The organism is Spirosoma oryzicola, assembly GCF_021233055.1.
GTDB lineage: Bacteria > Bacteroidota > Bacteroidia > Cytophagales > Spirosomataceae > Spirosoma > Spirosoma oryzicola.
This window is the reverse complement of record NZ_CP089543.1, coordinates 106,884-132,497: the sequence shown is the minus strand read 5'-3', so window position 1 is coordinate 132,497 and position 25,614 is coordinate 106,884. Positions and strand designations below refer to the sequence as shown.

Annotated in this window: 33 protein-coding genes; 18 read left to right on the top strand and 15 right to left on the bottom strand. The window is 48.2% G+C overall.

The window, feature by feature from the left end:
* The first annotated feature begins 545 nt into the window (after positions 1–545).
* A complete protein-coding gene (locus LQ777_RS28415; RefSeq protein ID WP_232563684.1) occupies positions 546–1,442 on the top strand; it encodes a bestrophin family protein in 897 nt (298 codons plus the stop codon).
* 31 nt (positions 1,443–1,473) lie between these two features.
* On the opposite strand, the gene LQ777_RS28410 is transcribed toward LQ777_RS28415, so the two are convergent.
* The 8 genes from LQ777_RS28410 to LQ777_RS28375 form a co-directional block, all read right to left on the bottom strand.
* The gene (locus tag LQ777_RS28410) at positions 1,474–2,349 is read right to left on the bottom strand and encodes a transglutaminase family protein (protein ID WP_232563683.1); all 876 of its coding nucleotides are present in this window, start codon (positions 2,347–2,349) and stop codon (positions 1,474–1,476) included.
* Positions 2,350–2,428: 79 nt separating this feature from the next.
* Complete coding sequence (locus LQ777_RS28405; RefSeq protein ID WP_232563682.1) at positions 2,429–2,638, bottom strand: hypothetical protein; 210 nt, start codon at positions 2,636–2,638, stop codon at positions 2,429–2,431.
* A gap of 107 nt (positions 2,639–2,745) precedes the next feature.
* On the bottom strand, positions 2,746–2,931 hold the full coding sequence (locus tag LQ777_RS28400; protein ID WP_232563681.1) for a hypothetical protein: 186 nt from the start codon (positions 2,929–2,931) through the stop codon (positions 2,746–2,748).
* A 567-nt stretch (positions 2,932–3,498) separates the two neighbouring features.
* Positions 3,499–4,569, bottom strand: coding sequence for a 3-oxoacyl-ACP synthase III family protein (locus LQ777_RS28395; RefSeq protein ID WP_232563680.1), 1,071 nt, complete (start codon positions 4,567–4,569; stop codon positions 3,499–3,501).
* 102 nt (positions 4,570–4,671) lie between these two features.
* A complete protein-coding gene (locus LQ777_RS28390) occupies positions 4,672–5,046 on the bottom strand; it encodes a response regulator (protein ID WP_232563679.1) in 375 nt (124 codons plus the stop codon).
* On the bottom strand, positions 5,012–5,446 hold the full coding sequence (locus tag LQ777_RS28385; RefSeq protein ID WP_232563678.1) for a hypothetical protein: 435 nt from the start codon (positions 5,444–5,446) through the stop codon (positions 5,012–5,014). Before LQ777_RS28385 ends, LQ777_RS28390 begins: the two co-directional genes overlap by 35 nt.
* 104 nt (positions 5,447–5,550) lie before the next feature.
* On the bottom strand, positions 5,551–5,763 hold the full coding sequence (locus LQ777_RS28380; RefSeq protein WP_232563677.1) for a hypothetical protein: 213 nt from the start codon (positions 5,761–5,763) through the stop codon (positions 5,551–5,553).
* A gap of 495 nt (positions 5,764–6,258) precedes the next feature.
* On the bottom strand, positions 6,259–6,408 hold the full coding sequence (locus LQ777_RS28375) for a hypothetical protein (RefSeq protein ID WP_232563676.1): 150 nt from the start codon (positions 6,406–6,408) through the stop codon (positions 6,259–6,261).
* 404 nt (positions 6,409–6,812) lie between these two features.
* On the opposite strand from LQ777_RS28375, the gene LQ777_RS28370 reads away from it, so the two are divergent.
* From LQ777_RS28370 to LQ777_RS28340, 7 genes are all read left to right on the top strand, one after another.
* The gene (locus tag LQ777_RS28370) at positions 6,813–7,160 is read left to right on the top strand and encodes a hypothetical protein (RefSeq protein WP_232563675.1); all 348 of its coding nucleotides are present in this window, start codon (positions 6,813–6,815) and stop codon (positions 7,158–7,160) included.
* Positions 7,161–7,707: 547 nt separating this feature from the next.
* A complete protein-coding gene (locus LQ777_RS28365) occupies positions 7,708–7,941 on the top strand; it encodes a hypothetical protein (protein ID WP_232563674.1) in 234 nt (77 codons plus the stop codon).
* 304 nt (positions 7,942–8,245) lie between these two features.
* Positions 8,246–8,404, top strand: coding sequence for a hypothetical protein (locus LQ777_RS28360; RefSeq protein WP_232563673.1), 159 nt, complete (start codon positions 8,246–8,248; stop codon positions 8,402–8,404).
* Positions 8,405–8,905: 501 nt separating this feature from the next.
* Positions 8,906–9,076: a hypothetical protein gene (locus tag LQ777_RS28355; RefSeq protein ID WP_232563672.1), complete on the top strand. Its 171-nt coding sequence runs from the start codon at positions 8,906–8,908 to the stop codon at positions 9,074–9,076.
* Between the two features lie 85 nt (positions 9,077–9,161).
* Positions 9,162–9,347 (top strand): hypothetical protein, encoded by a 186-nt coding sequence (locus tag LQ777_RS28350; RefSeq protein ID WP_232563671.1) that lies wholly within the window; start codon positions 9,162–9,164, stop codon positions 9,345–9,347.
* A 51-nt stretch (positions 9,348–9,398) separates the two neighbouring features.
* Positions 9,399–9,869, top strand: a complete 471-nt coding sequence (locus LQ777_RS28345) for a hypothetical protein (RefSeq protein WP_232563670.1) — start codon at positions 9,399–9,401, stop codon at positions 9,867–9,869.
* 41 nt (positions 9,870–9,910) lie between these two features.
* Complete coding sequence (locus tag LQ777_RS28340) at positions 9,911–10,267, top strand: hypothetical protein (RefSeq protein ID WP_232563669.1); 357 nt, start codon at positions 9,911–9,913, stop codon at positions 10,265–10,267.
* Positions 10,268–10,319: 52 nt separating this feature from the next.
* Here LQ777_RS28340 and LQ777_RS28335 read toward each other — a convergent pair whose 3' ends face one another.
* The 4 genes from LQ777_RS28335 to LQ777_RS28320 all read right to left on the bottom strand — a co-directional run bounded on the left by LQ777_RS28335 (position 10,320) and on the right by LQ777_RS28320 (position 11,790).
* The gene (locus LQ777_RS28335) at positions 10,320–10,754 is read right to left on the bottom strand and encodes a hypothetical protein (protein ID WP_232563668.1); all 435 of its coding nucleotides are present in this window, start codon (positions 10,752–10,754) and stop codon (positions 10,320–10,322) included.
* A gap of 110 nt (positions 10,755–10,864) precedes the next feature.
* Positions 10,865–11,077: a hypothetical protein gene (locus LQ777_RS28330; protein ID WP_232563667.1), complete on the bottom strand. Its 213-nt coding sequence runs from the start codon at positions 11,075–11,077 to the stop codon at positions 10,865–10,867.
* Between the two features lie 214 nt (positions 11,078–11,291).
* Complete coding sequence (locus LQ777_RS28325; RefSeq protein WP_232563666.1) at positions 11,292–11,498, bottom strand: hypothetical protein; 207 nt, start codon at positions 11,496–11,498, stop codon at positions 11,292–11,294.
* 142 nt (positions 11,499–11,640) lie between these two features.
* Positions 11,641–11,790, bottom strand: a complete 150-nt coding sequence (locus LQ777_RS28320) for a hypothetical protein (protein WP_232563665.1) — start codon at positions 11,788–11,790, stop codon at positions 11,641–11,643.
* Between the two features lie 254 nt (positions 11,791–12,044).
* On the opposite strand from LQ777_RS28320, the gene LQ777_RS28315 reads away from it, so the two are divergent.
* On the top strand, positions 12,045–12,554 hold the full coding sequence (locus LQ777_RS28315) for a hypothetical protein (protein WP_232563664.1): 510 nt from the start codon (positions 12,045–12,047) through the stop codon (positions 12,552–12,554).
* Between the two features lie 404 nt (positions 12,555–12,958).
* Here the strand turns inward: LQ777_RS28315 and LQ777_RS30625 are convergent, their stop codons facing one another.
* Both LQ777_RS30625 and tal read right to left on the bottom strand, forming a co-directional pair.
* Entirely contained in the window at positions 12,959–13,225 is a 267-nt protein-coding gene (locus LQ777_RS30625; RefSeq protein WP_341871392.1) for a transaldolase family protein, read from the bottom strand.
* The gene (gene tal / locus LQ777_RS28310) at positions 13,203–14,042 is read right to left on the bottom strand and encodes a transaldolase (RefSeq protein WP_341871391.1); all 840 of its coding nucleotides are present in this window, start codon (positions 14,040–14,042) and stop codon (positions 13,203–13,205) included. Before tal ends, LQ777_RS30625 begins: the two co-directional genes overlap by 23 nt.
* 804 nt (positions 14,043–14,846) lie before the next feature.
* Here tal and LQ777_RS28305 point away from each other — a divergent pair.
* The 8 genes from LQ777_RS28305 to arsB all read left to right on the top strand — a co-directional run bounded on the left by LQ777_RS28305 (position 14,847) and on the right by arsB (position 22,444).
* Positions 14,847–15,917, top strand: a complete 1,071-nt coding sequence (locus LQ777_RS28305; RefSeq protein WP_232563663.1) for a 3-oxoacyl-ACP synthase III family protein — start codon at positions 14,847–14,849, stop codon at positions 15,915–15,917.
* A 45-nt stretch (positions 15,918–15,962) separates the two neighbouring features.
* The gene (locus LQ777_RS28300; protein WP_232563662.1) at positions 15,963–17,591 is read left to right on the top strand and encodes a Na+/H+ antiporter; all 1,629 of its coding nucleotides are present in this window, start codon (positions 15,963–15,965) and stop codon (positions 17,589–17,591) included.
* Positions 17,592–17,735: 144 nt separating this feature from the next.
* The gene (locus tag LQ777_RS28295) at positions 17,736–18,632 is read left to right on the top strand and encodes a bestrophin family protein (protein ID WP_232563661.1); all 897 of its coding nucleotides are present in this window, start codon (positions 17,736–17,738) and stop codon (positions 18,630–18,632) included.
* 412 nt (positions 18,633–19,044) lie between these two features.
* Positions 19,045–19,413: a hypothetical protein gene (locus tag LQ777_RS28290; protein WP_232563660.1), complete on the top strand. Its 369-nt coding sequence runs from the start codon at positions 19,045–19,047 to the stop codon at positions 19,411–19,413.
* A gap of 249 nt (positions 19,414–19,662) precedes the next feature.
* Positions 19,663–19,989, top strand: a complete 327-nt coding sequence (locus LQ777_RS28285; protein ID WP_232563659.1) for an ArsR/SmtB family transcription factor — start codon at positions 19,663–19,665, stop codon at positions 19,987–19,989.
* 67 nt (positions 19,990–20,056) lie between these two features.
* The gene (locus LQ777_RS28280) at positions 20,057–20,944 is read left to right on the top strand and encodes an arsenite methyltransferase (protein ID WP_232563658.1); all 888 of its coding nucleotides are present in this window, start codon (positions 20,057–20,059) and stop codon (positions 20,942–20,944) included.
* A gap of 20 nt (positions 20,945–20,964) precedes the next feature.
* A complete protein-coding gene (locus LQ777_RS28275; protein WP_232563657.1) occupies positions 20,965–21,393 on the top strand; it encodes an arsenate reductase ArsC in 429 nt (142 codons plus the stop codon).
* The gene (gene arsB, locus LQ777_RS28270; RefSeq protein ID WP_232563656.1) at positions 21,386–22,444 is read left to right on the top strand and encodes an ACR3 family arsenite efflux transporter; all 1,059 of its coding nucleotides are present in this window, start codon (positions 21,386–21,388) and stop codon (positions 22,442–22,444) included. The genes LQ777_RS28275 and arsB overlap by 8 nt, the downstream gene beginning before the upstream one ends.
* 204 nt (positions 22,445–22,648) lie before the next feature.
* Here arsB and LQ777_RS28265 read toward each other — a convergent pair whose 3' ends face one another.
* Positions 22,649–22,942, bottom strand: a complete 294-nt coding sequence (locus LQ777_RS28265; RefSeq protein ID WP_232563655.1) for a hypothetical protein — start codon at positions 22,940–22,942, stop codon at positions 22,649–22,651.
* Positions 22,943–23,230: 288 nt separating this feature from the next.
* Between LQ777_RS28265 and LQ777_RS28260 the strand changes: the two genes are divergently transcribed.
* Positions 23,231–25,606 carry a TonB-dependent receptor gene (locus LQ777_RS28260; RefSeq protein ID WP_232563654.1) on the top strand — a complete coding sequence of 792 codons (2,376 nt, stop codon included), beginning with the start codon at positions 23,231–23,233 and terminating at the stop codon, positions 25,604–25,606.
* Positions 25,607–25,614 lie beyond the last annotated feature (8 nt).

Sequence of the window (25,614 nt, the reverse complement as noted above, 5' to 3'; positions counted from 1 at the left end):
GCGAGTTTTTTCGGCAATGTAGGTCAAATCAAGCGTTTCCTATTAACTGATCGGACGGCATTTATACGGCACTTAAGTGGCGCTTCATCGTCAGCTAGCATCTGGCTCGGTTTGTTCTGGAAATAACTGAAAATCAATAGGTATGCATATTGATTTTTCTTATTGAAATTCGTAACGGTCCCGCTCCGGCACGTTTGCCCGTTGCGATGCCTGCCGTGGTGAGCGTACCCGGATGGGTCGGAGAAGCGCTCGGAAATTTGCCGAGCGTCGGTCCGGCGATAGAGGCCAGCCACCTCTTTGTTTGGTTATGGCTAACAGTCTCACCATTACGCTCCTAGATGAGACGATGGAGTTTTCATATATATGCTTCAACAATTGGGCATTTAAAGAAACTGTGAACTAATCCGTATTTAACAGGTTAATTGTTAGGTAAAGTCGTGACTAAAACAATTTGACCTGAAACAACGAAGCTTTGTATATACTATAGCAAAGTCACTTCAAGGTTGTTTGTGCATCCTCAATAGCTACTACCATAAAGAAGCTCAATGCTACTAAACAATAAGATTTCCATCCGTTTCTACATCCGGCATATACTAAAACAGGCCTTTTTGATTTTTTTGTTTGCCAATCTGGTTGTTATCAGTAAATGGTTTATTCCTTGGTCCTTCCAGATCCCTATCTCCATTGCGGCAATTCTGGGAACCTGTATCGCTCTCTTACTAGCTTTTCGGACCAATCAAGCTTATGATCGTTGGTGGGAGGCAAGAATAGCCTGGGGAGCTATTGTCAATGATAGCCGTAGTTTTATTCGGCAATTGCAAACCTTCCTGCCCGTGGATACTAACCACAAAACCTATCTCCATCCATTTGTTGAGCGTCAATGTGCTTGGTGTTACGTATTAGGGGATACCTTACGCAGACAGCCAGTGTCTCAGCGACTAGAGGAGTTTCTTCCTTCACAAGAAGCTAAGCAGGTTGCTGATGCGCACAACCCACCGAATATGCTGCTGGTAAAGCATGCGTTGGCAATTCGACGGCTGTATGATGAGGCATTAATTACGGATTATCAGCTGGTGCAGCTAAACGCTACGCTCACTAACTTGACAGATTCTATGGGGCGCTGTGAACGGATTAAAAATACAGTTTTCCCTCGGACCTATACCTTCAATATGCAGGTGTTCATCTACCTATTCGCGAGTATACTTCCTTTTTGTTTTGATGATCAATATTATTATTTAGATGTGCCACTAGTGACGCTCATATCAGCTGCGTTTATTTTAATCGAAAAAAGCGCGATTCAATTACAAGACCCCTTTGAGAACCAACCCACTGATACACCGGTCACCACCATCGCGCGCTCGATTGAAATTAGTCTTAAAAGTATGACGGGGTATACAATAATTCCTGAGCTACTAGTTCCTGAACGCTATTACTCCCTATGAAATAATCCCTGATCCAACGTAGACAGTCAGGTCAGGGTAAATGAACAACAGTACTTGAATAGGAAAGGGTAGCTTGTGCGCTATCTGTTGTGCCGCTAATCACAGCGGCACCTACTGGATCAGGCGAACTCGCCAGTGGAATATAGGCTTCGGTAACCACCATTCCCGAAGTGGGGTCAAGCCCTAGCCAACCCGCCCCTGGTAGGTATACCTCTGTCCAGGCGTGTAAGGCCAGCGAATCCCTAGTAGCATCAGTGGAGGTGTCGCTCAATGAATCGGACAACTCCACTAAATAACCTGAGACAAAGCGGGCTGCCAGGCCTAACTTACGGACGAGTTGCACCAATAACCAGGCGCAATCCCGGCAACTACCTGTAGAACGTCGGAGCGTTTCGTCAGCAGCCTGTACCCCAGGTTGTAGCCGTACCTGGTAGATGATGGCCTGACAAACCTGTTGAGTAAGGTTGATGAGAAAGGAAACCGTCTCTTGACGAGATTGATGGCTAATTTGCCCAATCCATTGGGTTAGATAAGCTCCATGTTCAGTAGCCCCTCGGTAGGGCGCTAAATCATGTTGGAGTGAATCAGTGTACTCGAATGGGAAAAACAAAGCATATTCATCAATTAAGAAATCGAAGGAGTTTATCGATTGAAGGTTAGCTGTCAACTGAACCTGAATCGACAGGCGAGTTACTTTTTCCAAAAAATCAACGCGGGCGATAAAATTACCAAATGGGTCTTGCTGCCAGTGCAGCACATGATTAGCTGGTTGAATCGTTAAGGAATAGTCCTCGATAACTGCCTGGCAATAAGCCGTGGGCTTCAAACGAATCAGTTGAGTTGATAGATAGACCATTCGCTCATACTGATAAAGCGTCTGGTGAGTAAGTTGGACCCAAATAGCCATTAAGAAAAGTGGCGAGAAGATGTTAACTGTGTAACTACCATATCAGCTTGGATAGGTCGGCCTTTCAGGAATCGCATGACTAGTAGTCGGCTGAAATATCGCCACTGGCGCTGATGATGAATTCGTCCTCAAAGGAAACACTTACCGCCGTAATGTCTCTGGCTTGTGGATACTGCTGTTTAAATCGTTGATTAGCCTGCTCAACACTCGTATTTAGATAAGCCCGTTTATGAGGCTTTGGTTTGATCGATGCGTAACCAGTAATAATAACTAACCAATTAGTAGCCATAGCTGATAATTTATTTGGGGGTTTAATAGTGAGCAGCAATAGGCAGGTAGGTAGTCTATTTAGGCAACTGCTAAACCTCGAATATTATATTCCTGGACTTCACCGAATTAGCGTAAATCCACCAGCAGATCTTTCCCTTGCCAGCTAACCGGAACTACACCATTAATCGTTAAGCTGTCTTTCGCCAGCCGCATTTCAGGGCCACCCCGGATAACACTCATGATGTTAATCCGTACTTTGGGAATCATGACCTGATCTATAACCCGGAAAAGGGCATCAAAATTAATTCGCATAACTAGTCTGTAAAGGAGCAAGACGATCAGAATTTATGAAAAAGTCAAAAACGGCTGATCTACAAAACGGGACTAAATGTGTAGCAGCCATAAGGCAGGCTGTTGGCTCATGAAGACTACAAAAATCTGGACCAGTAAAACCAATCCTGTTTAGGTTTGAAGTGCTCGAGAGCAGTTAACCCTGATAGGGGAAGTTGGCAGCCGAGCGTCTTTGCGCATCCAGGCATCACTTTCTACAACTGATCTAGACCGAAAAGGATTAATTATTATTTACTTCTTCTCAAAAACTCCAGCTATATAAGGAGCCATACAAGATGTATTCTAACAGATTGCGTCAATCGCAACCTTGCCCAATAAAATAAAGTACTTAGTAACTCTCCGTGATTCGTATAAAAGGCTATCGCTTCGGCGCTCCGATTTAAGTTTGATGTAAACCTTTTCGATTAACTTATGGCAGGCTATTTGACAGTTCGCCGCACCACGATGGCCCACTTTGGTAGGCGCAACCTAGGCTAGGAGAATAGCTGTAGATTAACCCTATACTACACCTAAACGCTGATCGCTTAGTTAGTACTGATAGACCACCGCGTTAATGTTCATGCCAGCTCCCACCGAGGCCAATACAATCGTGTCACCGGCTGCCAGCCGGTGATTTACCAGCTGCCCCCGCTGGAGTAAGTCCAGCAACGTAGGTAGGGTGGCTACCGAACTATTGCCCAGCCAGGAAATGGTCATGGGCATCAGGCTCAGCCGAGGCTCCGCTTGGCCGTATAACTGGAAAAGACGCTCTAAAATAGCTATGTTCATTTTTTCATTGGCTTGATGCATCAGAACCTGCTTCACATCCCCTAGCGTCATCCCGGCTTTATCCAGTGCCTGCTTGATCACCAGGGGTACATGCTGTAAGGCAAATTCATACACTTTACGTCCATTCATTTTCAGAAACAGATCGGCACTATCGGCACCAACAGGCCCATAGGATTTACCCATCTTCAGAAAGTCAACGTGCTGATGGGCATGGGTCTGGGTATGATGGGCTAACAAACCTATTGACCCATTAGATTGAGCTTCTAAGATAACCGCGCCACTCCCATCACTAAACAGTAACGAATCCCGATCCGCTGGATCAATAACCCGCGACAAGGTTTCGGTACCAATGACCAGACAGCGCCTGGCGTCGCCTGAACGAATATAGTAGTTGGCCTGGATAAGCCCTTCCAGCCAACCTGGGCACCCAAAGGCCAAATCATAGGCCACACAATTGGGGGTTTTTATAGCTAAGCGGGCTTTAATTCGAGAGGCTAGGGAAGGAACCAAGTCGACACGGTTACTGCCCTGAGCCACATCGCCAAAATTGTGCGCCACGATCAGGTAATCCAAGGTTTCCGGATCGACGCCTGCGCTGGTTAGGGCCTGGCTGGCGACCAACAAACCCAGATCTGAGGCTAGCTGGTCAGCGTGGGCGTAGCGCCGTTGCTGAATGCCGGTAATGGCTTTAAACTGAGTTAACAGCGCCACTTGCTCTTTAGGTATAGCTACGCTTTCCGGAGTAAAGAATTGGGTGCTTAAAAAAGCCTCATTAGGGATGATAGTATCCGGAATATGACTACCAGTAGCTGTAATAACAGAACGAATCATAGGGGTTGGTATTTGATGGGCAGGTGCGACTCTGGAGCCTGATGATCTATTCCATATAGATCAGGAAAACGGTATTTAAAAATTATTCGGCGCGGCACATCGCTACCAATACTCGATGATTACGGTGATCATTTTTTCCAGTTCTGGGATGGTAGCTGGTTTGATAAAAAAGCTTTGTACTGACAAACTGTAGGCATCAATGACCATTCGTTGATCGACGCCGGTGGAAAAAAACAGATTGGGTATACATTTTAATTTAAGTTGCGCATCGACATAAATTTTCTGCTGTAAGGCAAAGCCATCTACCCTTGCTAAATCGGTAGTTGCCGAAAGTTCTATCACGGCCAACTGGGTCAGCTTATTATAACGCTTGCAGGGCGATGCCAGATTGGTTTGCGAAAAACGGCTTAACCAATAAATAGGTGAGTCATCCTCAAGGTTTTTACTCTGTGATTTCCATATCTGCGCCATCCGCATATTGATAGCGTATTTCTGTTTCCACGTTTTCCATTCGAATGGATTCCCCAGTTCGTATGGTCCTATCAATCACCTTATTTATGCAGCCTACCTCATTTCCGATCTCTGAATAATAGATAAATCGTATGGGTAACTTTGTATAGGTATGCCGCTTGGAGGTGTTAAAAACAGTGAACCAATGATAGGCGACTGTACCCACGTCGTTTTTTTGCCACCTGAATGAATTGATCACTAAATCGCGCTTGGCATTGGGCCTGGCAGCTAGATCCTCGACTGCTTTTTGCTGAGACTGTCGAACTAAATTCTTGTCGAGATCATCGGCCTGGCCGACTCGCCAAATCCAGCCCAACACCGCCAAACTGCCAAGAACATATAGCGTTATCTTAAACCATTTTTTCATACAAGGGAAAACCAGGGAATGTTTTAAACAAGGCTTCTCGCAGGCGTCAGCATGCAGAGGCTGTTTCCTGATTACGTCGATTAGCAAGTAGAATCAATACGGTATCAGCCTGCCACCCCCAAGATGATATGGATACCCGACTGAATGGTCACATGCAGACTCTTTCCAACCCAGTCCTGTAGATCGACTTCCCCAGCTTCAGCCGTAGTTGGACTGGTGCCTTTACCCAGCACTGGCCCCTCTAAAATGCGAAGCGGAACCCGGCAAATAAACCCATTATTGGTCTGCGTAAACAGGTATTGGAAGATAATCGTCATGGCTGATTAGCGTAGTAGAGCCTTAAGTGCTTCTTACAGCAGGAAAGGGATTTCAGTAAATGGTCCAATCAAATTCAGGCTTTTTGTGACAAAAAAAAGCGAACTAGCCCTCAGCTGTCAATACCCCAGTATCTCTCCGTTAGGACGGATGGTAAATTCATCGTCAAAGGAAACGAGCACCACACTAACATAACGAACCCCTGGGTTTTGCTGACTGAATCGGAGCCTAGCCGTTTCCTCACTGATTGTTTAGATACACCTTTGGAACAGGCTTCGGTGAGATCGAGCTATAGCCCATAATAATGACCAGCGTGTTGGTGACCATACAAAAACGATTGGGTAAAGGAGTATACTCTTGATTGCAAAAACCACTCACAAACGCTGTTCAGCATGTATAAGCGAAGACAACAACCTGCGACCTGGATGGAGTTATGAGCAGCCATTCAAACGCGAAGATTGCCAGCAGACCATAGGTAACGTATCAAAGTGGCTTCGTTAACCCTTTTTCACTTTGGGCGATACAGTTGGCGTCGTCATCACCGTTTCGTTACGAGCGTATTTAGGCAGCACAGGCTGACCAGCTACTTTAGCGGGCTTGGTAGCCATTTTTTTAGTGTTTTTGTTCTTCTTGTCCTGATGTGCCATGAGATCGAGTTTAGGGTAGAACACGATTGATAATAAATCGCTTTATTTATTTTCAATCGCTAGTCATCAACGTAGCAGAAGCACTGGCAAACTAATTATTCATAGGCCGCTTGTCTTGACAAATAAGAATAGAGCTACTTCTAAATAACACCCTCGACTTGCAATCATTTGTCGAATCGCGCTGTTGACAACGTAACAGCGTTGCTGCGTGCGTGCTTACCGGCAGTCAAATGTCGTCACTGAATATGATTGACTCCTCAGACAAGGTTTGGCCAAAGCCGCAATTAATGGAGCATCTGGAGCAGGTAGCCTTCCTGTTCTAATCCAAGATTTTCCTGCCTTCCATGCCCTTCACGCTCCAGAGCTAGCTCTGCTGGATCGAGCTCATCAGACGAGTCAGTGATATGGTTCGACAGTCAGCCCTGGCTGGCAAGCGCATTTGTTTCACCGATGAGGTGAGCCATCAGGATCACCACCGGGACATCACCGATCTGCTAGATGCAACGCGGCAGTCTGCCCATGTCGTAGGACCGCTCTCACCGGCTCAACAGCACTTAACGTTCATTACGCCCGCTTTAAATCAGGTCAACGGAATTGGCTGGGGCCATTTTGCCAATGGTTTATTCTTCGCCTGTCCTCATCCAAACGAACGAGCTTTTTTTTGGTCGGGACCGAGTTTACTTCTACCGGCATCCCATGCGCGCTTATCTGGAGGCCGGAAATCACCTGTTTTACTTACGGAGTTAGCCTAAGCCTGCCCATGGATTGATCATCCGTAAAGCGGGAAGGGCTGTAGGCTGATAGAGCTTCGTTATCGAATGGGCATAATGGGACCTTTAGTACATTGAAGGCTGAACATTGCCCGCATATAGGTGTTTAACTGTTGATGGCATTACGGGATTAGTCCAGCCTGCCTTACTGATTCATTCGTCGACGTAGCATAGCAAGCGTCACGAATACGCTACTCCGCTCAGTCACGTTTTGACTCCGTATTTTAATGTACTTCCTGAGCGCATCATGCTCGACTTCCCAATCAGCCAGGATGCTTAGGCAATCAATTCTATCAGTCAGCTCATTCGGCTCATCCAGTGAAGAGCACTAATCGCTCGAGTTGAACTGTCCTATTCAGTCGGTACCATCTCTATTCATGAGAGATTAGGTAGACACCGTAATCTGATGTTCTCACGCTGAATTTACGCTACTGACAAATGCTTTGCCGCTGCCTTCCACGGTCCTATTGCTGATTATCGAATCATGATAAAACCCGCTCTTTCAATTCATCTTTACATTCATAAAATCATGCGAATCAATTTCAATGAACTCTTCACGGTGACCGATGCCGTTGTCATACCAAAAGTCCTGATTAATATCATGAGTATCATCCGGGGTGGTCCGGAATTACGCTTAGAAAGAGGCACCTGGACTATCAATGGTGTTGACCCGGTTAGCTGGCAGGGTAAGGATTTACTGGTAGATATACGGACGGGTAGTCAGGGCAAAGAATATTACATACGAGGCTTGGCCGTGGCCTGATTGAAAACACGTAAACATTTATGAACTTGCTAGCTTTTATCTAGTAATAGATTATTGAACTATTACTAGATAAAAGCTAGCAAGTCCAATCTCATAATTGGCTCATATATCAGAGCCGCTGTCCGTACGATCGGCCCGGTTGTTATCACTCCATTGGCTACGGCTCAAACCGGCAGTCCTGACCGAGTGCGACGAAGTGGTAACCGCTCAGGAAAGTGGCTCCTATAAGCGGCACACCTAAATCCGCCGAAATAGAGCTTGTCTATGGCAGTACATGGACTCAACTGAGATAACGAATAGCTAAATGGGCAAGCCGGGCTGGTCGAACCTAACGGTACGGTTCGACCGCATTGCGGCCTTTCGTAGCGTCAACCCCATCAAACTTGAGTTCATCATTTTACTGAATCGGATCAAGCAAAACGGTTGCATGAACGAAGATGTTGGGTTGGTCAGTCAGAACTGATATACTCAAATGCTTTACGTTCATTAAAAAGTTAACAGTTCCTAGTCGTGTTCTTCTGTTTGTCAACGTTTAATAGGCTTACATTTGGTGAGAACGTTATCTTGTTGATTGTTAATGAGTTTCAATAACCAGTAGTCCTTTTTTTGGTTTGTTGAAATATTATTCAAAATTGTAATCTTTTTAGTTGCTGGCGCGTTTATAGCTTACTACGTTGTTGCGTATGTGCTAACCGGCGGTCAAAGGCCCTGCTCATGATTGACTCCCTGGTTGCCTATTGGTTTAGAAGCTTCTCTTCTGCCCCATATCTGCTTCCCATAAAAACTCTTACCGATAGCCGTTCTCTTTTCTATCCGAATTGTTATCCCTTCCGTTACCTGGACGGGGAGTGTTTCCCGCTCGTGTATCAGTACCTGTGATTTATTAGCTTGGTTAGCTGATGAATTTTGCTGAATTCGCTCAGAAGCCAGTAAAAAATCAAGCATACTTATCCTCCCAAAGTGCATGAAAGATGCCCCAAAATTGACGGCGAAAGAACGGCAGCAAGCCGCCCGTCAAATCCTCGAAGCGAGTAAGAAACCGTATCTGGTACAAGGTCTAGCCCGTACGGTACTGTATTTAACGACTGAGCAGGCGGCCAAGCGGCAAGACCTGATTCCTCAGTTTAGTCTTTAGTCGTTTCTGCTCGCAAAACCCCTCAGGCTGACGGATCTGCAAATTATCCTGTTTGCTTCAACGAAGTAACCTGGTGTGAGCGCAATTGGATCCCATTAAAACAGACAGGTATCTGGTGAGCTTACGGATCAATGCGGTCCCAGAAACCGAGCCAACCTATCGCCAGTTTTACATGACCTTAGACCAGATGCTGACCGATTGCAGCCAGAAAATTCGTTGGTTGCTAAAGACGCTTCGCTTCTCAGACAGTACCTCATCGGTGATGATTTGAGAAATTTTTTCCTATGACCCAGTCTGACCCAATACTAGAATCCAAAAAACGATGCAGGTTACTAATACTGAGTTTAACAAGTACTTAACAGCGGCACACGCCACCCTGGATTCCCCCGCTTTCCGCTTAAACGCATTGGAAGACGCCCCCTGGAAGTCAGAATTTATCCAACTCATCACGTCGGTTCATGGCCTACTGAAGCTAGCTAACCAGGCGGGTAAACGAGTTGATTTTCTGGAAGGCGTGGGCGTAACCGGAAAAATACAGGACATCACTTCCCTGATCACCTGGATGTATGACCGATTACCCGAGTTAGCTACCGATAAGCCCGGTCAGCTTACCACCAATCGCTTAAACCGATACGCCAATCAGGGCTGGGGCTATTTTGCCAATGGCTCATTTTTTACGGCTGAATTCAACAACGAACTGGCTTTTTTTATCGATGACCAGCGGGTTTATCTCAACCGGCAAATTCGACGGGCCGTTTCTGAAGTGGAATACGCTCACGAGCAACGGCTTTAGACGGCTGTGGTATATCACTTATTTACCCATCAATCCGGATCATGAGAAAACAAACGTATATTCAGCAGGCCGCTAACTGGGCCAAAGCACACGGTTTCATTGATATCATGGCTAATGCAGATGGCTACCCAACGCCGGGTGGCTACGGTCGCCAGCAGGATGGACTATCGTTTATTCCGGATGTAACGGGGAAGCAATTTGAGCAGAAGTCTTACTTTGAAGTGATTCTCAAAACCAGTCCTGTGGATGAGTTGCTCTCCAAGCTTAAACTGCTGAGTCAATTGGCTTTACTCAGTGGTGGGGAGCTGTACTTGTTAGCTCCTAAAGGACATTTACCGTTTGCCAAGTCGGTAGCGATTCAAAGCCGTATCACGGCAAATTGGGTCATTTTAGCCTAGATCTTGCAGGAAGCGGTACAACGAATAGTCTGTGACTTATCCTCAGGGGCGTTTACTTCGTGATTTCCATGTCGGCACCATCCGTATGTTGATCGGGTAAGGCTGTTTCTATTTTATCCACTTGCACGGTTTCTCCTATTTTTATGGCTTTGTCAATTACTTTATCTACATAACCTACTTCTTCGCCTGCGTCTGAATAATAGCTAAATCGGACGGGTATCGTTGTATAGCTGTGCCGCTTTGAGGTATTATGAACCGTGAACCAATGATAGCCGGTTGAATCCTGTTCGCTTTTCTGCCATCGAAACGTATTGATCACTAAATCCCGCTGGGTGTTGGGCTCAGCATTTTTCGATACGACTGCTTTTTGTTGTTTCTCTAGAAGGGTCGTTTTAATATAATCATCTGTAGAGTTGATTTGCCCAATCAGAATCACTCCTACCAAACTGCCCAGACTATACAGTGAAACCTTGAGCCATTTTTTCATACACAGTATAATCGGGGAAATGAGTTGAACTGGGCATCTTGTAGCCCTAAGCCAACGTACAGAGCCGGTTTTCTGACTCCATGCGTAGGGCTAAGGGAACCCATGCGGCACTAGCCTGCCAAACCCCTAATCGTGTGGACACCCGACTCTATGGTCACGTGCAGATTTCTTCCAATCCAGTCCTGTAGATTAATACCTCCGGCTTCACCCGTAGTAGGGACGATTCCTTTACCCAGTACGGGTCCGTCTAAAATGCGAAGTGGGACGCGGCAAACAAAGCCATTACTGGTCTGGGTAAACAGATACTGAAAGATAATCGTCATACTGATAAGGAATAAGATCTTGCGAATAATTGAGAAGTGGCCCAATCAGATCAACCGATTTCTCAGTCTGTCGGATTATTTATACCAAAATAGACTGGTATAGCATCGTCATTTCTCTGACATAATGGAGTGCTGGGTATCGTTAGGCGTATCCTTCGCTTATTAAGTTCACTAAAGCTCGTCAGGGATAAAAAGAACGAGCTGACCTTAATGATCAATACGCGACAACGTCGCCATTGGAGCGGATAGTTAATTCGTCCTCAAAGGCTATAAGTGCCACGCTAACATCCCGAACGCCCGGGTGCTGCTGAACGAAGCGCTGTCGGGCCATTTCCTCACTATTGTTTAGATACGCTTTACGAAAAGGCTTGGGAGAAATCGAACTGTAGCCTGTCACAACGATCAACGTGTTTGTAGCCATAAAAAAATCAGTTTAGTAAAGTAATCTTGGGGCGGGACAGCTTTTCGATGGGTTTCAGCAGGAGACTGCCTGTACAAACAACATCACACCGTGTCATCGATATCTCGATTTGGACAGCGGCCAACTACTTAACTGGCTCATTTTAACCCTTCTTGGCTTTGGGCGACACAGTGGGCGCCGTTATCACGGTTTCGTTGCGAGCGTATTTAGGCAACACAACCTGACCAGCTATCTTAGCGGGTTTCGTAGCCGCTTTCTTTACGTTTTTGTTTTTCTTTTCCTGATGAGCCATGCGATTGGGTTTTGAGTAAAACACATCTGATACCAAAACGCTTTATTTATTTTTGATAGCTCCGCGAAGCTAGTAGCTGGCAACTCAGGCGGGTGATGAGTCTATAAGCGGGTCATCTAGTCTTATAGAGAACGTACTCTAGTTACTTCTGGCAGATAACTTTCTTTCCATGTAATCATTTCTAAAATTCCTTTGTTCACCGCCTGACAGCTTTGCTGCGTGCGTGCTTACCGGCAGTTAAATGTCGTTCTCACATGATCAAGTACCCGAGTGCTGTGTGGACGGAGCCGCAATTAATCGCTCATCTGGAAGTTATGGCTCGATTGTTCCAATCCAAGCTGTTTCAACCTTCAGTGCCCTTTACGCACCAGAGCCAGATCGGTTGGATCGAGTTGATCCGGGGGGTAAGCGATTTGGTTCGGCAGGCTGAGTTGAGGGGTAAGCGCATTTGTTTTACCGATGAGGTGGGTACTCCGAATCAACACCAAGACATTACCAGTCTGCTGGATGTCATGCGAAATTCTGCCCACGTCGTAGAACCGCTATCTCCCGACCAGCAGCACTTAACGTTTATCTCTCCTCTTCTCAACTGCGTCAACGGAGTTGGCTCGGGCCACTTTGCCAATGGCTTGTTCTTTATCTGCCCTTACCCGAACGAGCGGGCTTTTTTCATCGGTCAGGACAGAATTTATTTCTACCGGCATTTAATGCGCGCTTACCTGGAAGCCGGACAATACCTGCTTTTTTTACCTGATTCTAATTAAGCGGCTAATAGATTTTCTAACGATAATACATATACGTCCGCTAACCGCGCAGAAGTTGGCGGTGAACATACAACGCTTTTTTACAGGCAGTGCCGACTGGTATTCTTAACAAACCATAGGTATATAATAGCAATCCCTACTTGGCATAACCGATCCAGTTTTTCTATCGGGTATGATCTCGGCAGAATTTCGCTTCATGTATTTGTTATTGTTGATAAATAAGCCGCTGTAATAGATTGCGCATCCCTGGCCGAAATACTTTAGCTAAAGCTCCTACGTCAGCATTTATGCAAATAATCCATAGACAATAGCCAGTGTCCCGTTATAAGATCATCCTCCTGATCAGCTTTTCGTACTATATTATTGATGAAGGACAATTGATGCGAGTTCACCAGTATTTATACTTAGCCGTCCCTCAAGGCATACTTTTGTGTATCGATCGCTTTCAGAAGCTTGTCATACGGTTGATTAAACTTAGCGATCCCTTCCTTTTCCAGTTGCTCAGCAACTGTGTTCAGATCCACACCCGCCCGCTGCACTTGTTCCAGCATTTGAAGGGCTTCTGAATAGTGGCTGGATAAACGAACAGATGGCTTTCCCTGTTCACGGTAGGCCTGCAACGTATCCATCGGCACGGTATTCACTGTTTTAGGGCCGATGAGGGCCTCCACGTATTTGACGGGTGAAAAATCGGGATCTTTCACCCCCCGTACTCTCCCACAGTAACCGCTGAGGTGTAGCCCCTAGGGACGCTAGCTTACGGAAGCGTTCACTCTCAAACAGGCGACCGTAGAGGGCATAGGCCTGTTTGGCCAGGGCAATGGCTGTTTCTCCCTTTAATTCGTTCAAACCCCGTTCGGCGAGTACCGGATCGACGAGGGTGTCAATGCGACTGATGAAAAAGCTGGCCACCGATGCCAATTGATCAATAGGATGACCAGCGGCTAAGCGGTCTTCAAGCCCTGCGATGTAAGCCTCGGCCACAGCTGCGTAGCGATCCAGGCTAAATAGTAAGGTGACGTTAATATTGATGCCTTCGGCAATGGCCTGCCGAATGGCGGGCAAACAAGGCTGAGTGCCCGGTATCTTAATCATCACGTTGGGCCGGTTGACGGCTTGCCATAGCTCGCGGGCCTGCTCCAGGGTCTTGTCGGTATCCAGGGCAAGGCGGGGGGAAACTTCCAGGCTGACGAAGCCGTCGGCTCCGCTCACTTTGTCTTCGTAGACGGGCAAAAATAGATCAGCGGCTTGTTGAATATCGGCTACGGCAACCCGGTAAAATATTGCTTCGTTCGAGAGACCCTCTTTGGTCAGTTCTCGGATGTCTCCATCATAGTCCTGACTACTGCTGATCGCTTTCTCAAAGATGGCCGGATTAGAGATGATACCCCGAATGCCATCCTTCTCGATGAGCCGTTGCAGTTGGCCGGAGTTCATCAGGGGCCGGTCGATAAAGTCCAGCCAGATGCTCTGACCGAGTTCGTGCACTTGTTTGACTGGGTTAATCGACTTGTGTTAAAAGTTGGTGTTGAACGAAAAAAGGAAACCTATAACTCCAGGCAGCCTTCGTAAGCTTCTACACATACATAACAAAAGCGTATTAGCTTGTTGCTTTTCGGAATAGGCCAAAAGTGATGTAGTGGTACAAGTCTGTTATCGGTTTAGGAGAGAATGGTCAACCTACCGAATTGCTGAGTGTACGCAAATGGAATTCACTATCCAGTGAAGGTTTACTGCTCAGTCATTCATTTTGGCTACGCCCGATCCTTGTTGACGCGATCATCAAGTAATAAGTGGCACGAGTCGGGGCTCCGCTATGATTGGTGATGCATCCAACCAAGGAAGCCGTTACCTCATTAAAATAACCAGAATAAAGCGTCTTGTAGTCAAATAGGTTTGTTTTTTGTGAAAATTAGCTTCCGTCTATCGAATTAGCGGTTGCTGACTGTGTTAAGCGTTTACTAATTAAAAGAAAACCAGTAATGCTGATCTGACTCTTATCACACTTGCGATCAATTCATGTTAGGTGGCCGGATTAGATTCCATTTTGAATGATTAGTATCTCCTGTGCCCAGGTCGACCAATCAGCGAATCTTAGGAGCGTACCCAAATCTAGTTCATCAACACGGAATAAGGTCCTTTGAAAAGCCAGTGCCTAGCTTCAAATTGTCATTTGCCAACCCACTCAGGCAACGAACGAATTGGCCAGATATGTAAGGAAGCATAGTACGCGTTGAGAGCACCTGCTTCGTTCGGTCGATACCACACACCATCGCTTAAGCATTCAAAACTATGATTCGCTCAGTCATTGCGGCAACGGGTAGTTGCATTCCGGATACCCTTGTTCGAAATCAGGATTTCTTAGCGACCCAGTTCTTTACCCCCGCAGGAATAGCCATTACCACCGATAAGGCCGTGATTCTAGACCGATTTGAAGCCATTAGCGGTATCCAGAAACGGCGCTACGCCCGCCCGGATCAGAAAGCCTCCGATCTGGGTTTACTGGCCGCTGGGCAGGCCCTGACAAGCGCGGGTTTTGATCCCGAAACGCTGGATTACCTGATCGTAGCCCACAACTTTGGCGATGTCGCGCATCAAACGAACCGGGTCGATCTGGTGCCCTCCCTGGCTTCTCGCATTAAAGCAGGCCTAGCCATAAAAAACTCTCATTGCGTAGCCTATGATCTGGCCTTTGGATGTCCAGGCTGGCTGGAAGGAGTTATTCAAGCGAACTACTACATTCGCTCGGGAGACGCCCAGCGCTGCCTCATCATCGGTACCGAAACGTTGTCACGGGTGATCGATCCTTCGGACCGGGATTCGTTGTTGTTTAGTGATGGCAGCGGGGCCATTATTCTGGAAGCCAGCCCCAAGGGTGTAACGGGTATACTATCCCACCATACTCAGACGCACGCATATGAACACGCTGACCTCCTGAAGATGGGTAACGCCTACGATCCAGACCAAAGCGAGCCTGCTGATCGGTTCATGAAGATGAATGGGCGAAAGCTCTACGAATTTGCTTTACTGCACGTTCCACTCGTCATTAAAACCGCATTGGATAAAGCAGGTATAAGCATTTCAGCAGTCAAAAAGATTCTGATCCATCAGGCGAATCACAAAATGAATGTTGCTATTCTGGAACGGCTCTTCAAGCTATACGGTCAGGAAAGTCCAGACTTAGCGTTGATGCCCATGACGATCTCTTGGCTGGGTAATAGTTCAGTGGCTACTATTCCGACCCTTCTCGATTTGGTTCAACGGGGCCAGCTCGCTAATCAACGGATCGAAGCCGGTGATACCGTGGTGTTAGCCTCGGTGGGAGCGGGCATGAATAGTAACGCCGTCGTTTATCAATTTTAATGCAGCGAGCGGGACGTCTGTTTTCATCAAATAAACCGGCAATGTATGGCCCACTTTGAGACGGTTATCTTTATACTGGCGATTTTAATTGGCCTGTCGGCCATCGCCCATAAAATCATCCTGCCGTATCCGGTTTTGCTGGTGGCCACGGGTGTACTGATTGGTTTCATGCCGTTTCTGCCCAATCTGGCCTTAGACCCCAACGTAGCCTTAGTCATTTTTCTGCCCCCACTGCTCTATGAAGCTGCCTCCAAGACAGCCTGGCAGGAGTTTACCCGCTCCATTCGACCCATTACCACCTTAGCCGTTACACTCGTATTTTTTACCGCCAGTACCGTGGCTGTGGCTGCTCACTACGTTATTCCCCACTTCAGCTGGCCGATGGCCTTCGTGCTGGGCGCCATCGTTTCGCCACCGGATGCGGTAGCGGCTAACAGCATCATCAAAGGCCTGGGCCTCAACAAACGTGTCATTGCCATTCTGGAGGGCGAAAGCTTGCTCAACGATGCCTCTGCTCTGATCGCCTACCGCTACGCCGTGGCCGCCGTAATGACGGGCCATTTTGTGTTGTGGGAAGCGAGTCTGCAATTTTTACTGGTCGCCGGGGGCGGCCTGTTGATCGGCGGTGTGCTGGGCTGGCTGGTGGCGACGGTGCTCCATCGAATTGATAGCTCCACCACGCAAACGGGTCTAATCTTACTGGCCCCCTACGTAGCCTACTTAGCCGCCGAACACGCACACACCTCAGGCATTCTGGCCGTCGTCAGCGCGGGGCTGCTGATTACCCGCCGGGCACCGGAAGTCTTTTCACCCCAGGCTCGCCTGGAATCCCGAGCCGTCTGGGACACCCTTATTTTTCTGCTCGAAGGTATAGTCTTCATCCTGATCGGTCTGCAATTACCGGCCATCGTGGCGGACTTACGCGGGTATACGACAGAAGAATTAGTCCTGTATAGTGTTACAATTAGCGTCGTTACCATCCTCATCCGCATTTTATGGGTGTTTTTCAGCACCTATTATCCCCGGCTGCTGGGCTGGTCAATCACATCGGGTTCGGACACAGACGAACGAGCCAATGACATTGACTGGCGGAACGTACTCATTGTGGCCTGGACCGGAACCCGGGGCGTAATCTCGCTGGCTACCGCCCTGGCCCTGCCCCTCACGCTGCCCTCCGGCCAGTTATTCCCCCAAAGACCTCTGATACTGTTCTTGTCGTTCGTGGTCATTCTGGTCACGCTGGTCTTGCAGGGAATGACCTTACCCTTGCTCATTCGGCTGCTAGGTATAACTCCACAGAGTGATCCGACGCGGGTGGATCAGGCGCTGGAGTTCCTGTTGGCCAGCCAGTCACTAACGTACCTGGAGAACGACTTCCCGATACGCTTGCGGGGCGAGTTGAGACAAACCCTTATCCGGCGGTACCGGGTTTTGGTGAACGAATTGGACGCCACGCTGTATCAGACCAACTCGGAGCCAGAACTGGCAACTGACCACGCGTTGGTGAATGAACAGCGGACTGCCGAACGAGCCCTGGGTGAATACCAGCAGGCACTTCTGCTGGAGCTGGCTACCGAAAAACGCTTTAGTGATGAGGTTTTACGGACGGCTGAACGACGGATCGATTTGGAAATGGCCCGGCTGGATGCCTCCGAGCAAGCCGCTGGGGAGTAGGCAGACCCAATCGCCATTACAAGCTTATAAGTCGATCGCGGGCTGAGCATCTTAATACCAAAATGGACGCAGATCTGCTTAGGATGTTCAACGTCATGCGGTAGGCATTACTTCTGACCGCTTTAAACCCGTCAATAAAGACTTATGCTGCTTAATCACAAGATTTCATTCGCGTTCTATATACGCAGTATCCTTCCTCAGGCCCTGCTCATCTTTTTGTTTACTAATGCCATTGTTTTGCTTAAACTTTTCAGTTCCTGGGTTTTGGTTGTTCCGATCGCCGTTGCGGCCATCCTGGGTACCTGCATTGCGTTGTTGCTGGCTTTTCGTACCAATCAGGCCTACGATCGGTGGTGGGAGGCCCGGATTGCCTGGGGAGCCCTTGTTAACGATAGCCGTAACTTGATTCGCCAACTCCAGGTATTTGTTGCCAATGGGCCTGACCGGGACGAGCTGCTGCACGCCTTTGTGGAACGCCAGTGTGCTTTCTGCTTCGTGTTGGGTGACTCCCTACGGGGTCAGGATGTGACAGCTCGGTTGCAAGCGTTTCTATCGGTAGCGGATAGTCAGCGCGTGGCTCAGGCAACCAATATACCAAATGCCTTACTGCTGGTCCAAGGTTTAAGCCTGCGTGGCTTGTACGATTGTCAACGAATAACCGATTATCAGCTGGTCCAGTTGAACATGACTCTCAACAACCTGACCGATTCTATGGGACGCTGCGAACGGATCAAAAAAACGGTTTTTCCCCGGACCTACACGTTTAACATGCAGGTATTCATTTACTTGTTTGCTACGATTCTGCCTTTCTGTCTGGACCCTGTTCATTATCTGTTGGACGTACCTTTGGTCACGCTACTCTCATCCGCATTCATTCTCATTGAGAAGAGTGCCATTCAATTGCAGGATCCCTTTGAAAACAAACCGACCGACACACCCATGACGACTATTGCTCAAACCATTGAGATTGATCTGAAAAGTATGACGTCTTATGCCCCTCTTCCTGACAAACCGGTCGCCCAGAGCTATTATTCGTTGTAGGGGATGTAACCCGGTCGTGCAAAACCATCACAATGGATCATCCACATTAAGGAAGTGGCCATTCGCTTTCACTCGTTAAAGAAGTATTAGCTGGTTCAGCATCAGGGCCTAATTAATCTATCGGTTGGTTTACGTTAATTTATGGGTTAAATACTCATTGAGAACTAACTGGTTCATCCGTAAATGCTCCAAGCGAACGAGTGGTAGATTATTGGTTAAAAAATTGTATTATTCCTATCATCCCGATAGGGATTAACAAGTAAAGGTGAATATGTATAAGTATACCATGACCGAGAACAAATCCGACAGTTCACACAAGCAATAAGACAATTATTTAATTATGAGACTATTGCAACTATATATCTATTTCTTCCGTTGCTTCTATATCCTACTTCTAATAGTGGACAACGTTATGAAAATACAGTCAAAAGTCTTTGTATTATTTTTAGTTTCATTCGCTCTCGTTTCAACCCAATCTTGGGCACAAAGCTATAGCCTTATGCCTAAAAGCGAGTCAGAATCTAGCCAAGATGCTCACCGGTTGGGCGAAGAAACACAAACGAATCAACCAGTAGTTACAGAAGCCCAGAAGGGGGCTAATCGATCCATTGATGCCATGCACTGGACAGCCGTTGGCCTTAACCAGCCAAGCCAGTTTGCGCCTGCGGTCAGCAAGCCGCTACTAGATACGCCAAAGGAGGTTCCATTCACCCTACGTATTGACAAGTCTGTTGAGAAGCCACTAAAGACAATGAAAAAACCGGCTGATCAGCGTTTATAAAGGATATTAAATAACATCCATTCGATCAAAGCAGCAAACGAAAAAGGGGAATAACACAGGATGTTATTCCCCTTTTTCGTTTGCTGCTGTAATTGGTTTAAGCATGCATCGTCAGCTAAAAGTGTTTAGTTGCGGACGAGGATAAGCGAGACTCTCCATTGAAAGGGGTGTATAAGGATACAATGGGTATGCTCTAAAACTATTTTATCGTAATAGTGCGATGAAGTAGTTTCATGTTATCTTTGTATCATGGGAGTAACGAAAACCGAAATATTCACCGAAGAACAGAACCGTATCGCGGATCTGGCTAAAGCCTTCGCGCATCCGGCACGGGTGGCTATCCTGCAATTGCTGGCTCAGAAAAAAGCCTGCGTGTGTGGCGACCTGGTGGATGAGTTGCCGCTCGCGCAGGCAACCGTTTCGCAGCATTTGAAGGAGTTGAAACGCATCGGCATCATTCAGGGTGAAATCAACCCGCCCCGCGTCTGCTACTGCATCAATCCGCCTGTATGGGAAGAAGCGAAACAAACCTTCGGCGCATTGCTGGATGCAATGATGGAAGTGCCCTGCTGCTGACAAAGAGCAGGCTTTTTTTTGCTCTTATCCATCGTAATATTACATTAAACCAATAAAGGAAAATCACATGGAAACCGCTGAACAAATCAAAGAAGTCGTGCGCCAGAAATACGGCGCGATTGCCGAACAACCTGACGTCAATGGCTGTTACGGGCCTACTTCGTGCTGCGACCAATCCAGGCCGGGACCTGAAATCGAATCGAATGTGCCGATTGTGATGGCGCAGGATTACCAAGAGCTGAACGGCTACGTAGGCGATGCTGATTTGGGATTGGGTTGCGGCTTACCGACGCAATTCGCACAAATTAAGCCCGGAAATGTGGTGGTGGATTTGGGATCGGGTGCGGGCAATGATTGCTTTGTCGCCCGTGCGGAAACGGGCGAAACGGGCCAGGTGATCGGCCTGGACATGACCCCGCCCATGATCGACCGTGCCCGGAAGAATGCGAAAGCTTTGGGCTTCTCCAACGTCGAATTCGTCTATGGCGACATCGAGGACATACCGTTGCCGGAGAACCTGGCGGATGTGGTGGTGAGCAATTGTGTGATGAACCTGGTCCCCGACAAGCACAAAGCCTTTTCGGAAACGTACCGCATTTTGAAGCCCGGTGGCCATTTCAGTATTTCCGACATTGTGCTCAGAGGAGAGCTGCCCGAAGGCTTGCAGCACGACGCGGAAATGTATGTTGGCTGCGTATCGGGCGCGATCCAGAAGGACGCCTATTTGCAGCTCGTGCAGGATGCCGGGTTTACCAACATTCAAGTTCAAAAGGAGCGGGAAATCACCCTGCCCGACGATGTGCTGCAAACCTACCTGTCAGCGGATGAAGTGGCCGACTACCGCCAGCAAGACAAAGGCATCTACAGTGTGACGGTATTCGCTCAAAAGCCAGTGCCCAGCACCGAAACCAAAATAGCCGCAGCCACTTGCTGCGGGCCAGATGGCTGTAATTAACCTACTAAACCAAAACGATCATGAAAAATATTCTAGTGCTTTGCACGGGCAATTCCGCCCGTTCACAGATGGCCGAGGGCTATTTGCAGTATTTCGCGGGCGACCGCGCTCAGGTCTATAGCGCGGGTGTTGCTCCCCACGGGGTCAATCCGTTGGCGATTCTGGTCATGGCCGAAGATGGCATTGATATATCCCACCATACTTCGAACCATGCTGACGAATATACCAGCCTACCACTCGATTATGTGATTACCGTTTGCGACAATGCCCGCGAACAATGTCCCTATTTTCCATCTACGGCCAAGAAGGTGCATCACAGCTTCACCGACCCATCACACGCCCCTGATGGTGATAAGTTGGCGCAGTTCCGCGTAGTCCGCCATGAAATCAAAGCTTACAGCCAGCAATTCATTGAGGAGAACGTAACGAGCCAAGCCACCCATGCCTAGACTCTCGTTTCTCGATCGCTTTCTCACACTGTGGATTTTCTTGGCCATGCTGATCGGCGTCGGCATCGGGCATTTCTTTCCGCAGTCGCAAACCTTCATCAACGGCTTTAATTCCGGTACGACGAACCTACCCCTGGCCATTGGCTTGGTGTTGATGATGTACCCACCACTAGCAAAGGTGCGTTACGAAGAATTACCGAAGGTGTTTGCCAACACCAAAATATTGGCCCTGTCTCTGATGCAAAACTGGATCGTCGGTCCGCTGTTGATGTCCGGATTAGCCGTGCTTTTTTTGCCTGATAAACCCGAATACATGACCGGCTTAATCATGATCGGCATTGCCCGCTGCATTGCAATGGTCATCGTCTGGAATGACCTGGCCAAAGGCGACCGTCTTTATGCCGCTGGCCTGGTTGCCTTCAACAGTATTTTTCAAGTGCTGTTCTATTCGGTCTATGCGTACGTTTTTATCACCGTGCTACCGCCTTTGTTTGGGCTGAAAGGCTATACGGTCAACATTACGATTAACGAAGTGGCCAAGAGTGTTTTCATCTATCTGGGTGTGCCGTTTCTGGCCGGATTGTTTTCCCGGATCATCCTCACTCGGGTTTTCAGCCGCCATTGGTACGAGGAACGTTATTTGCCAGCCATCAGCCCAATAACGCTCGTTGCGCTGTTATTTACCATCGTGGTTATGTTCAGCCTCAAAGGGCAGTTGATTGTCTCCATCCCGCTCGATGTGGTGCGCATCGCCATTCCGCTGACGATCTATTTTGCGATCATGTTTTTTTCGGCCTTCTACCTGTCGAAACGGGCTGGTGCGGATTACGCCAAATCTACATCGTTGGCCTTCACCGCAGCGGGCAATAATTTCGAGCTGGGAATTGCCGTGGCCATCGCCGTTTTCGGCATCAATTCCGGCGCGGCCTTTGCCGCTGTCATCGGCCCGTTGATCGAAGTCCCGGCTCTGATTCTGCTGGTCAATTTCACGCTGAAACAAGAGAAGAAGTTTGCCCCACACTACAAAAAAGCGTTTCAAAGGCAGATTTGATGATTTGCGCAGAAGGCCAAAAAAGGGCTTTCTGTTTCTGTTTTTTGTCCACTAGTATAAGGGCGTATGCTAGTAGACAGGATAGCAGATCGGCGAAGAACTCATAGATTCTCACAAATCGCTCCTAAGTGAGACGAAGGCAGATAGGAGTATCTGAAATTTGGGCGTTTCAAGAGACAGTTATTCAAAGTAGGCCAATTCTTTTTACCGCTTAAAATTGGTAATGGTTGTTCCGTCGTAACGATGTAGCCCATCAACTGCACTAAACCAAATACTGCCATCCATCGCTTCTAAAATCCCGAAAAGCATCTTTCCTGCTTCTGTATCTATTTCAGTTACCGTGGGCTTGCTAGTAGATAACATGTTTGCCGCATAGCGGGAAAGTAGCCAACCCCCATTCGTTTGTGAACTTGTCCAGATATTACCTTGCTTGTCTTCATAGACATACGTTTTTATTTGACTAAAGAGCAAAGCAAAAGCAACGTTTATACGTGTCAATCAAGGAATCACAGGCCTATTTGATAGCTGGCCCATTTTGGTAGTGGCAACCGTAATTCACCGCTATAGCCGGTCGGAATACCTCATCCCCAGTGTGGGACCGTTGATTAGTACCTTTGAAATTTCCAACTGAATATGCTAAACCAGAATAACCAAAACAGTTCTCTGGTACTGCTAAACTTTATATGGGACAATTGAAGCATATATTACTTTTTAAAGATTAATTTATTTTAATTTGATCTAAAGAATATTGTCAAGCTTAATAGGTCTATGTTATTCCGCTTACTTTTGAGTTTTGCATTTATTCTATTTATCAAATCTGTCGTTGCACAAACTAGCTATACTCTTTCCGGTACAGTTCGCGATTCGGCCAGCCAGCAGCCACTCGTTCGGGCGGCTGTCGTGTTGGATTACGAAAAAATAACGACAGGGACCTATACCGATGGGCAGGGAAACTTTACTATTACGATTCCGTCAGGGCGGCACGTTGTGGTGATCCGACAACTGGGTTACGTGCCGTATCGGACCGTTCTTTTCCTGCGTCAGAACACAACACTGGCTGTTCGTCTGCCGTCCGTAGCCAGCCAGTTAGAGGAGGTGATCGTGACCAGCAAAGGCTACGATCGCAACGTCCGGCAGCCGTTGCTGGGTGTTAGCCAGATCAACATCGCCATGCTCAAACGAATGCCGGCGGCCCTGGGCGAAGTCGATATTCTGCGCAGTCTACAGATGATGCCCGGCGTAACCAGCGTGGGAGAAGCGGCTAACGGCGTCAACATCCGGGGGGGGACCATGGATCAAAATCTGATTCTGATGGACGATACGCCTATTTTCAACCCGACCCACATGTTTGGGCTGTTTTCGGTTTTCCCCCCCGATGCTGTTGCAAACCTGGATCTGTATAAAGGGAATGTGCCGGCCCGCTACGGCGGACGGGCCGCGTCGGTGCTGGACATCAGCCTGCGTAACCCCGATTTGAATCAGTTTCGGCTGAGCGGTGGGGTTAGTCTGGTGGCTAACCGGCTCACCGTCGAAACGCCCCTGATCAAAGGGAAGCTAGCCCTTCTGGTGTCTGGACGAGGTGCGTTTAATGATTTTCTGCTGCGGTTGGCCTCCAGCCGGCTGAACGACATACGGGCTAAATTTGGTGAGGGTACTGCTAAGCTGTTCTGGCGGGTAAACGACCGGAACACGGTGACAGCTATGGCCTACCTGAGCGAAGACTTGTTTCAGACGAATTTGCTGGGCAGTCTGGCGAATGTAAACGCTGTGCGTACTCAATACGCCCAACAGACGGCCAACGGTATGGTCCGCTGGTTCCATGCCGTCAACGACCGGGTGAATGTGCAGACTACGGCCCTGGTGGCGCAGTACATTCCTAAAATTCTATCGGTTGAAGACAGCATTAACAACAAGGTTACCCTGAAACAGTCTCTGCTGCAACGGCAGGTCAAGTCAAATCTGAATTACCAACTGGACAACCAGAAAATTGAACTGGGCATCAACGGGACGCACTACCGGCTCAACCCCGGCGAACTTATTGCCGGTACTAGTCCGGCGGTGAATTCCCAGAAAACGCCCCCCGAACAGGCGCTGGAACTGGCGATTCATGCCGAGGACGAAATCAGGTTGTCGAGCAGGCTGGCGGTTTCAGCGGGGCTGCGGTATTCGCATTTTCTGAATCTGGGTCCATCAATCGTACGTCAATACCGCAGCAACGGATCGGAGAATATCCCGGATGCTACCAACGTAGTGGATTCTGTTCGCTACGGAGCCGGGCAGATTAGCCAGCAGTACGGTGGGCTGGAACCCCGGCTGGGGCTCCGGTACGCACTGACCGATAACTCTTCCTTTAAACTGGGCTATAACCTGATGCGTCAGTATTTGCAGGTGATTACCAACACGACCACCCCCCTGCCCACAGCCCGCTGGAAAACCGCCGACGCCCACATTCAGCCACAGGTGAGCCAGCTCTGGTCGGCGGGCTATTTCCTAAACTCCCCGACTAATGTGTTCGAGCTGTCGGCTGAGGTCTACTGGCGGAGTACACAGCACATTCTGGATTACAAACCCGGAGCCGATTTTCTGCTACAACCCTATCCCGAAACACAGTTGCTGCCGGGGCGTAGCAAAGCGTACGGCCTGGAGATAATGGTTTCCAAGAAGAAAGGTGAACTGACGGGGTGGGTTAATTATACCTATTCCCGAACGCTGAATCAGGTAAATCAGGGGGCGGATTCTCAGCAGCAGATCAACGGGGGCGATTGGTATCGGGCCAACTACGACCGGCCCCACAGTCTGAATCTGAGCCTCAACATCAATCAGGGAAAACACCACAGTTTTTCGTTTAACTTCGCTTACAGCACCGGTCGGCCCTATACTGCGCCGGAGGGCTACGTCCGCTATCGGAACCAGCTTTACCCGTTCTACAACGAGCGGAATCAGGCGCGCCAACCCGACTACCACCGGCTGGACTTTGCTTGGAACATCGACAACCCCAGCCTGAAAAACCGGCGCTGGCAGGGGCACTGGACGTTTACGGTGTATAATCTTTACGGTCGGGCGAACACCTATTCGATTTACTACCGCCCCGAGGGACCTTACCGCTTAGCCATCTTTGCGACGCCTATTCCCAGCCTGGCGTATAGTTTTGAATTCAAGTAAGCTCAACG

Coding starts and splice junctions, on each gene's coding strand:
- LQ777_RS28415 (WP_232563684.1), top strand. CDS start 546: ATGCTACTAAACAATAAGATTTCCATCCGTTTCTACATCCGGCATATA.
- LQ777_RS28410 (WP_232563683.1), bottom strand. CDS start 2,349: ATGGCTATTTGGGTCCAACTTACTCACCAGACGCTTTATCAGTATGAG.
- LQ777_RS28405 (WP_232563682.1), bottom strand. CDS start 2,638: ATGGCTACTAATTGGTTAGTTATTATTACTGGTTACGCATCGATCAAA.
- LQ777_RS28400 (WP_232563681.1), bottom strand. CDS start 2,931: ATGCGAATTAATTTTGATGCCCTTTTCCGGGTTATAGATCAGGTCATG.
- LQ777_RS28395 (WP_232563680.1), bottom strand. CDS start 4,569: ATGATTCGTTCTGTTATTACAGCTACTGGTAGTCATATTCCGGATACT.
- LQ777_RS28390 (WP_232563679.1), bottom strand. CDS start 5,046: ATGCGGATGGCGCAGATATGGAAATCACAGAGTAAAAACCTTGAGGAT.
- LQ777_RS28385 (WP_232563678.1), bottom strand. CDS start 5,446: ATGAAAAAATGGTTTAAGATAACGCTATATGTTCTTGGCAGTTTGGCG.
- LQ777_RS28380 (WP_232563677.1), bottom strand. CDS start 5,763: ATGACGATTATCTTCCAATACCTGTTTACGCAGACCAATAATGGGTTT.
- LQ777_RS28375 (WP_232563676.1), bottom strand. CDS start 6,408: ATGGCACATCAGGACAAGAAGAACAAAAACACTAAAAAAATGGCTACC.
- LQ777_RS28370 (WP_232563675.1), top strand. CDS start 6,813: ATGGTTCGACAGTCAGCCCTGGCTGGCAAGCGCATTTGTTTCACCGAT.
- LQ777_RS28365 (WP_232563674.1), top strand. CDS start 7,708: ATGCGAATCAATTTCAATGAACTCTTCACGGTGACCGATGCCGTTGTC.
- LQ777_RS28360 (WP_232563673.1), top strand. CDS start 8,246: ATGGGCAAGCCGGGCTGGTCGAACCTAACGGTACGGTTCGACCGCATT.
- LQ777_RS28355 (WP_232563672.1), top strand. CDS start 8,906: ATGAAAGATGCCCCAAAATTGACGGCGAAAGAACGGCAGCAAGCCGCC.
- LQ777_RS28345 (WP_232563670.1), top strand. CDS start 9,399: ATGCAGGTTACTAATACTGAGTTTAACAAGTACTTAACAGCGGCACAC.
- LQ777_RS28340 (WP_232563669.1), top strand. CDS start 9,911: ATGAGAAAACAAACGTATATTCAGCAGGCCGCTAACTGGGCCAAAGCA.
- LQ777_RS28335 (WP_232563668.1), bottom strand. CDS start 10,754: ATGAAAAAATGGCTCAAGGTTTCACTGTATAGTCTGGGCAGTTTGGTA.
- LQ777_RS28330 (WP_232563667.1), bottom strand. CDS start 11,077: ATGACGATTATCTTTCAGTATCTGTTTACCCAGACCAGTAATGGCTTT.
- LQ777_RS28325 (WP_232563666.1), bottom strand. CDS start 11,498: ATGGCTACAAACACGTTGATCGTTGTGACAGGCTACAGTTCGATTTCT.
- LQ777_RS28320 (WP_232563665.1), bottom strand. CDS start 11,790: ATGGCTCATCAGGAAAAGAAAAACAAAAACGTAAAGAAAGCGGCTACG.
- LQ777_RS28315 (WP_232563664.1), top strand. CDS start 12,045: ATGATCAAGTACCCGAGTGCTGTGTGGACGGAGCCGCAATTAATCGCT.
- LQ777_RS28305 (WP_232563663.1), top strand. CDS start 14,847: ATGATTCGCTCAGTCATTGCGGCAACGGGTAGTTGCATTCCGGATACC.
- LQ777_RS28300 (WP_232563662.1), top strand. CDS start 15,963: ATGGCCCACTTTGAGACGGTTATCTTTATACTGGCGATTTTAATTGGC.
- LQ777_RS28295 (WP_232563661.1), top strand. CDS start 17,736: ATGCTGCTTAATCACAAGATTTCATTCGCGTTCTATATACGCAGTATC.
- LQ777_RS28290 (WP_232563660.1), top strand. CDS start 19,045: ATGAAAATACAGTCAAAAGTCTTTGTATTATTTTTAGTTTCATTCGCT.
- LQ777_RS28285 (WP_232563659.1), top strand. CDS start 19,663: ATGGGAGTAACGAAAACCGAAATATTCACCGAAGAACAGAACCGTATC.
- LQ777_RS28280 (WP_232563658.1), top strand. CDS start 20,057: ATGGAAACCGCTGAACAAATCAAAGAAGTCGTGCGCCAGAAATACGGC.
- LQ777_RS28275 (WP_232563657.1), top strand. CDS start 20,965: ATGAAAAATATTCTAGTGCTTTGCACGGGCAATTCCGCCCGTTCACAG.
- arsB (WP_232563656.1), top strand. CDS start 21,386: ATGCCTAGACTCTCGTTTCTCGATCGCTTTCTCACACTGTGGATTTTC.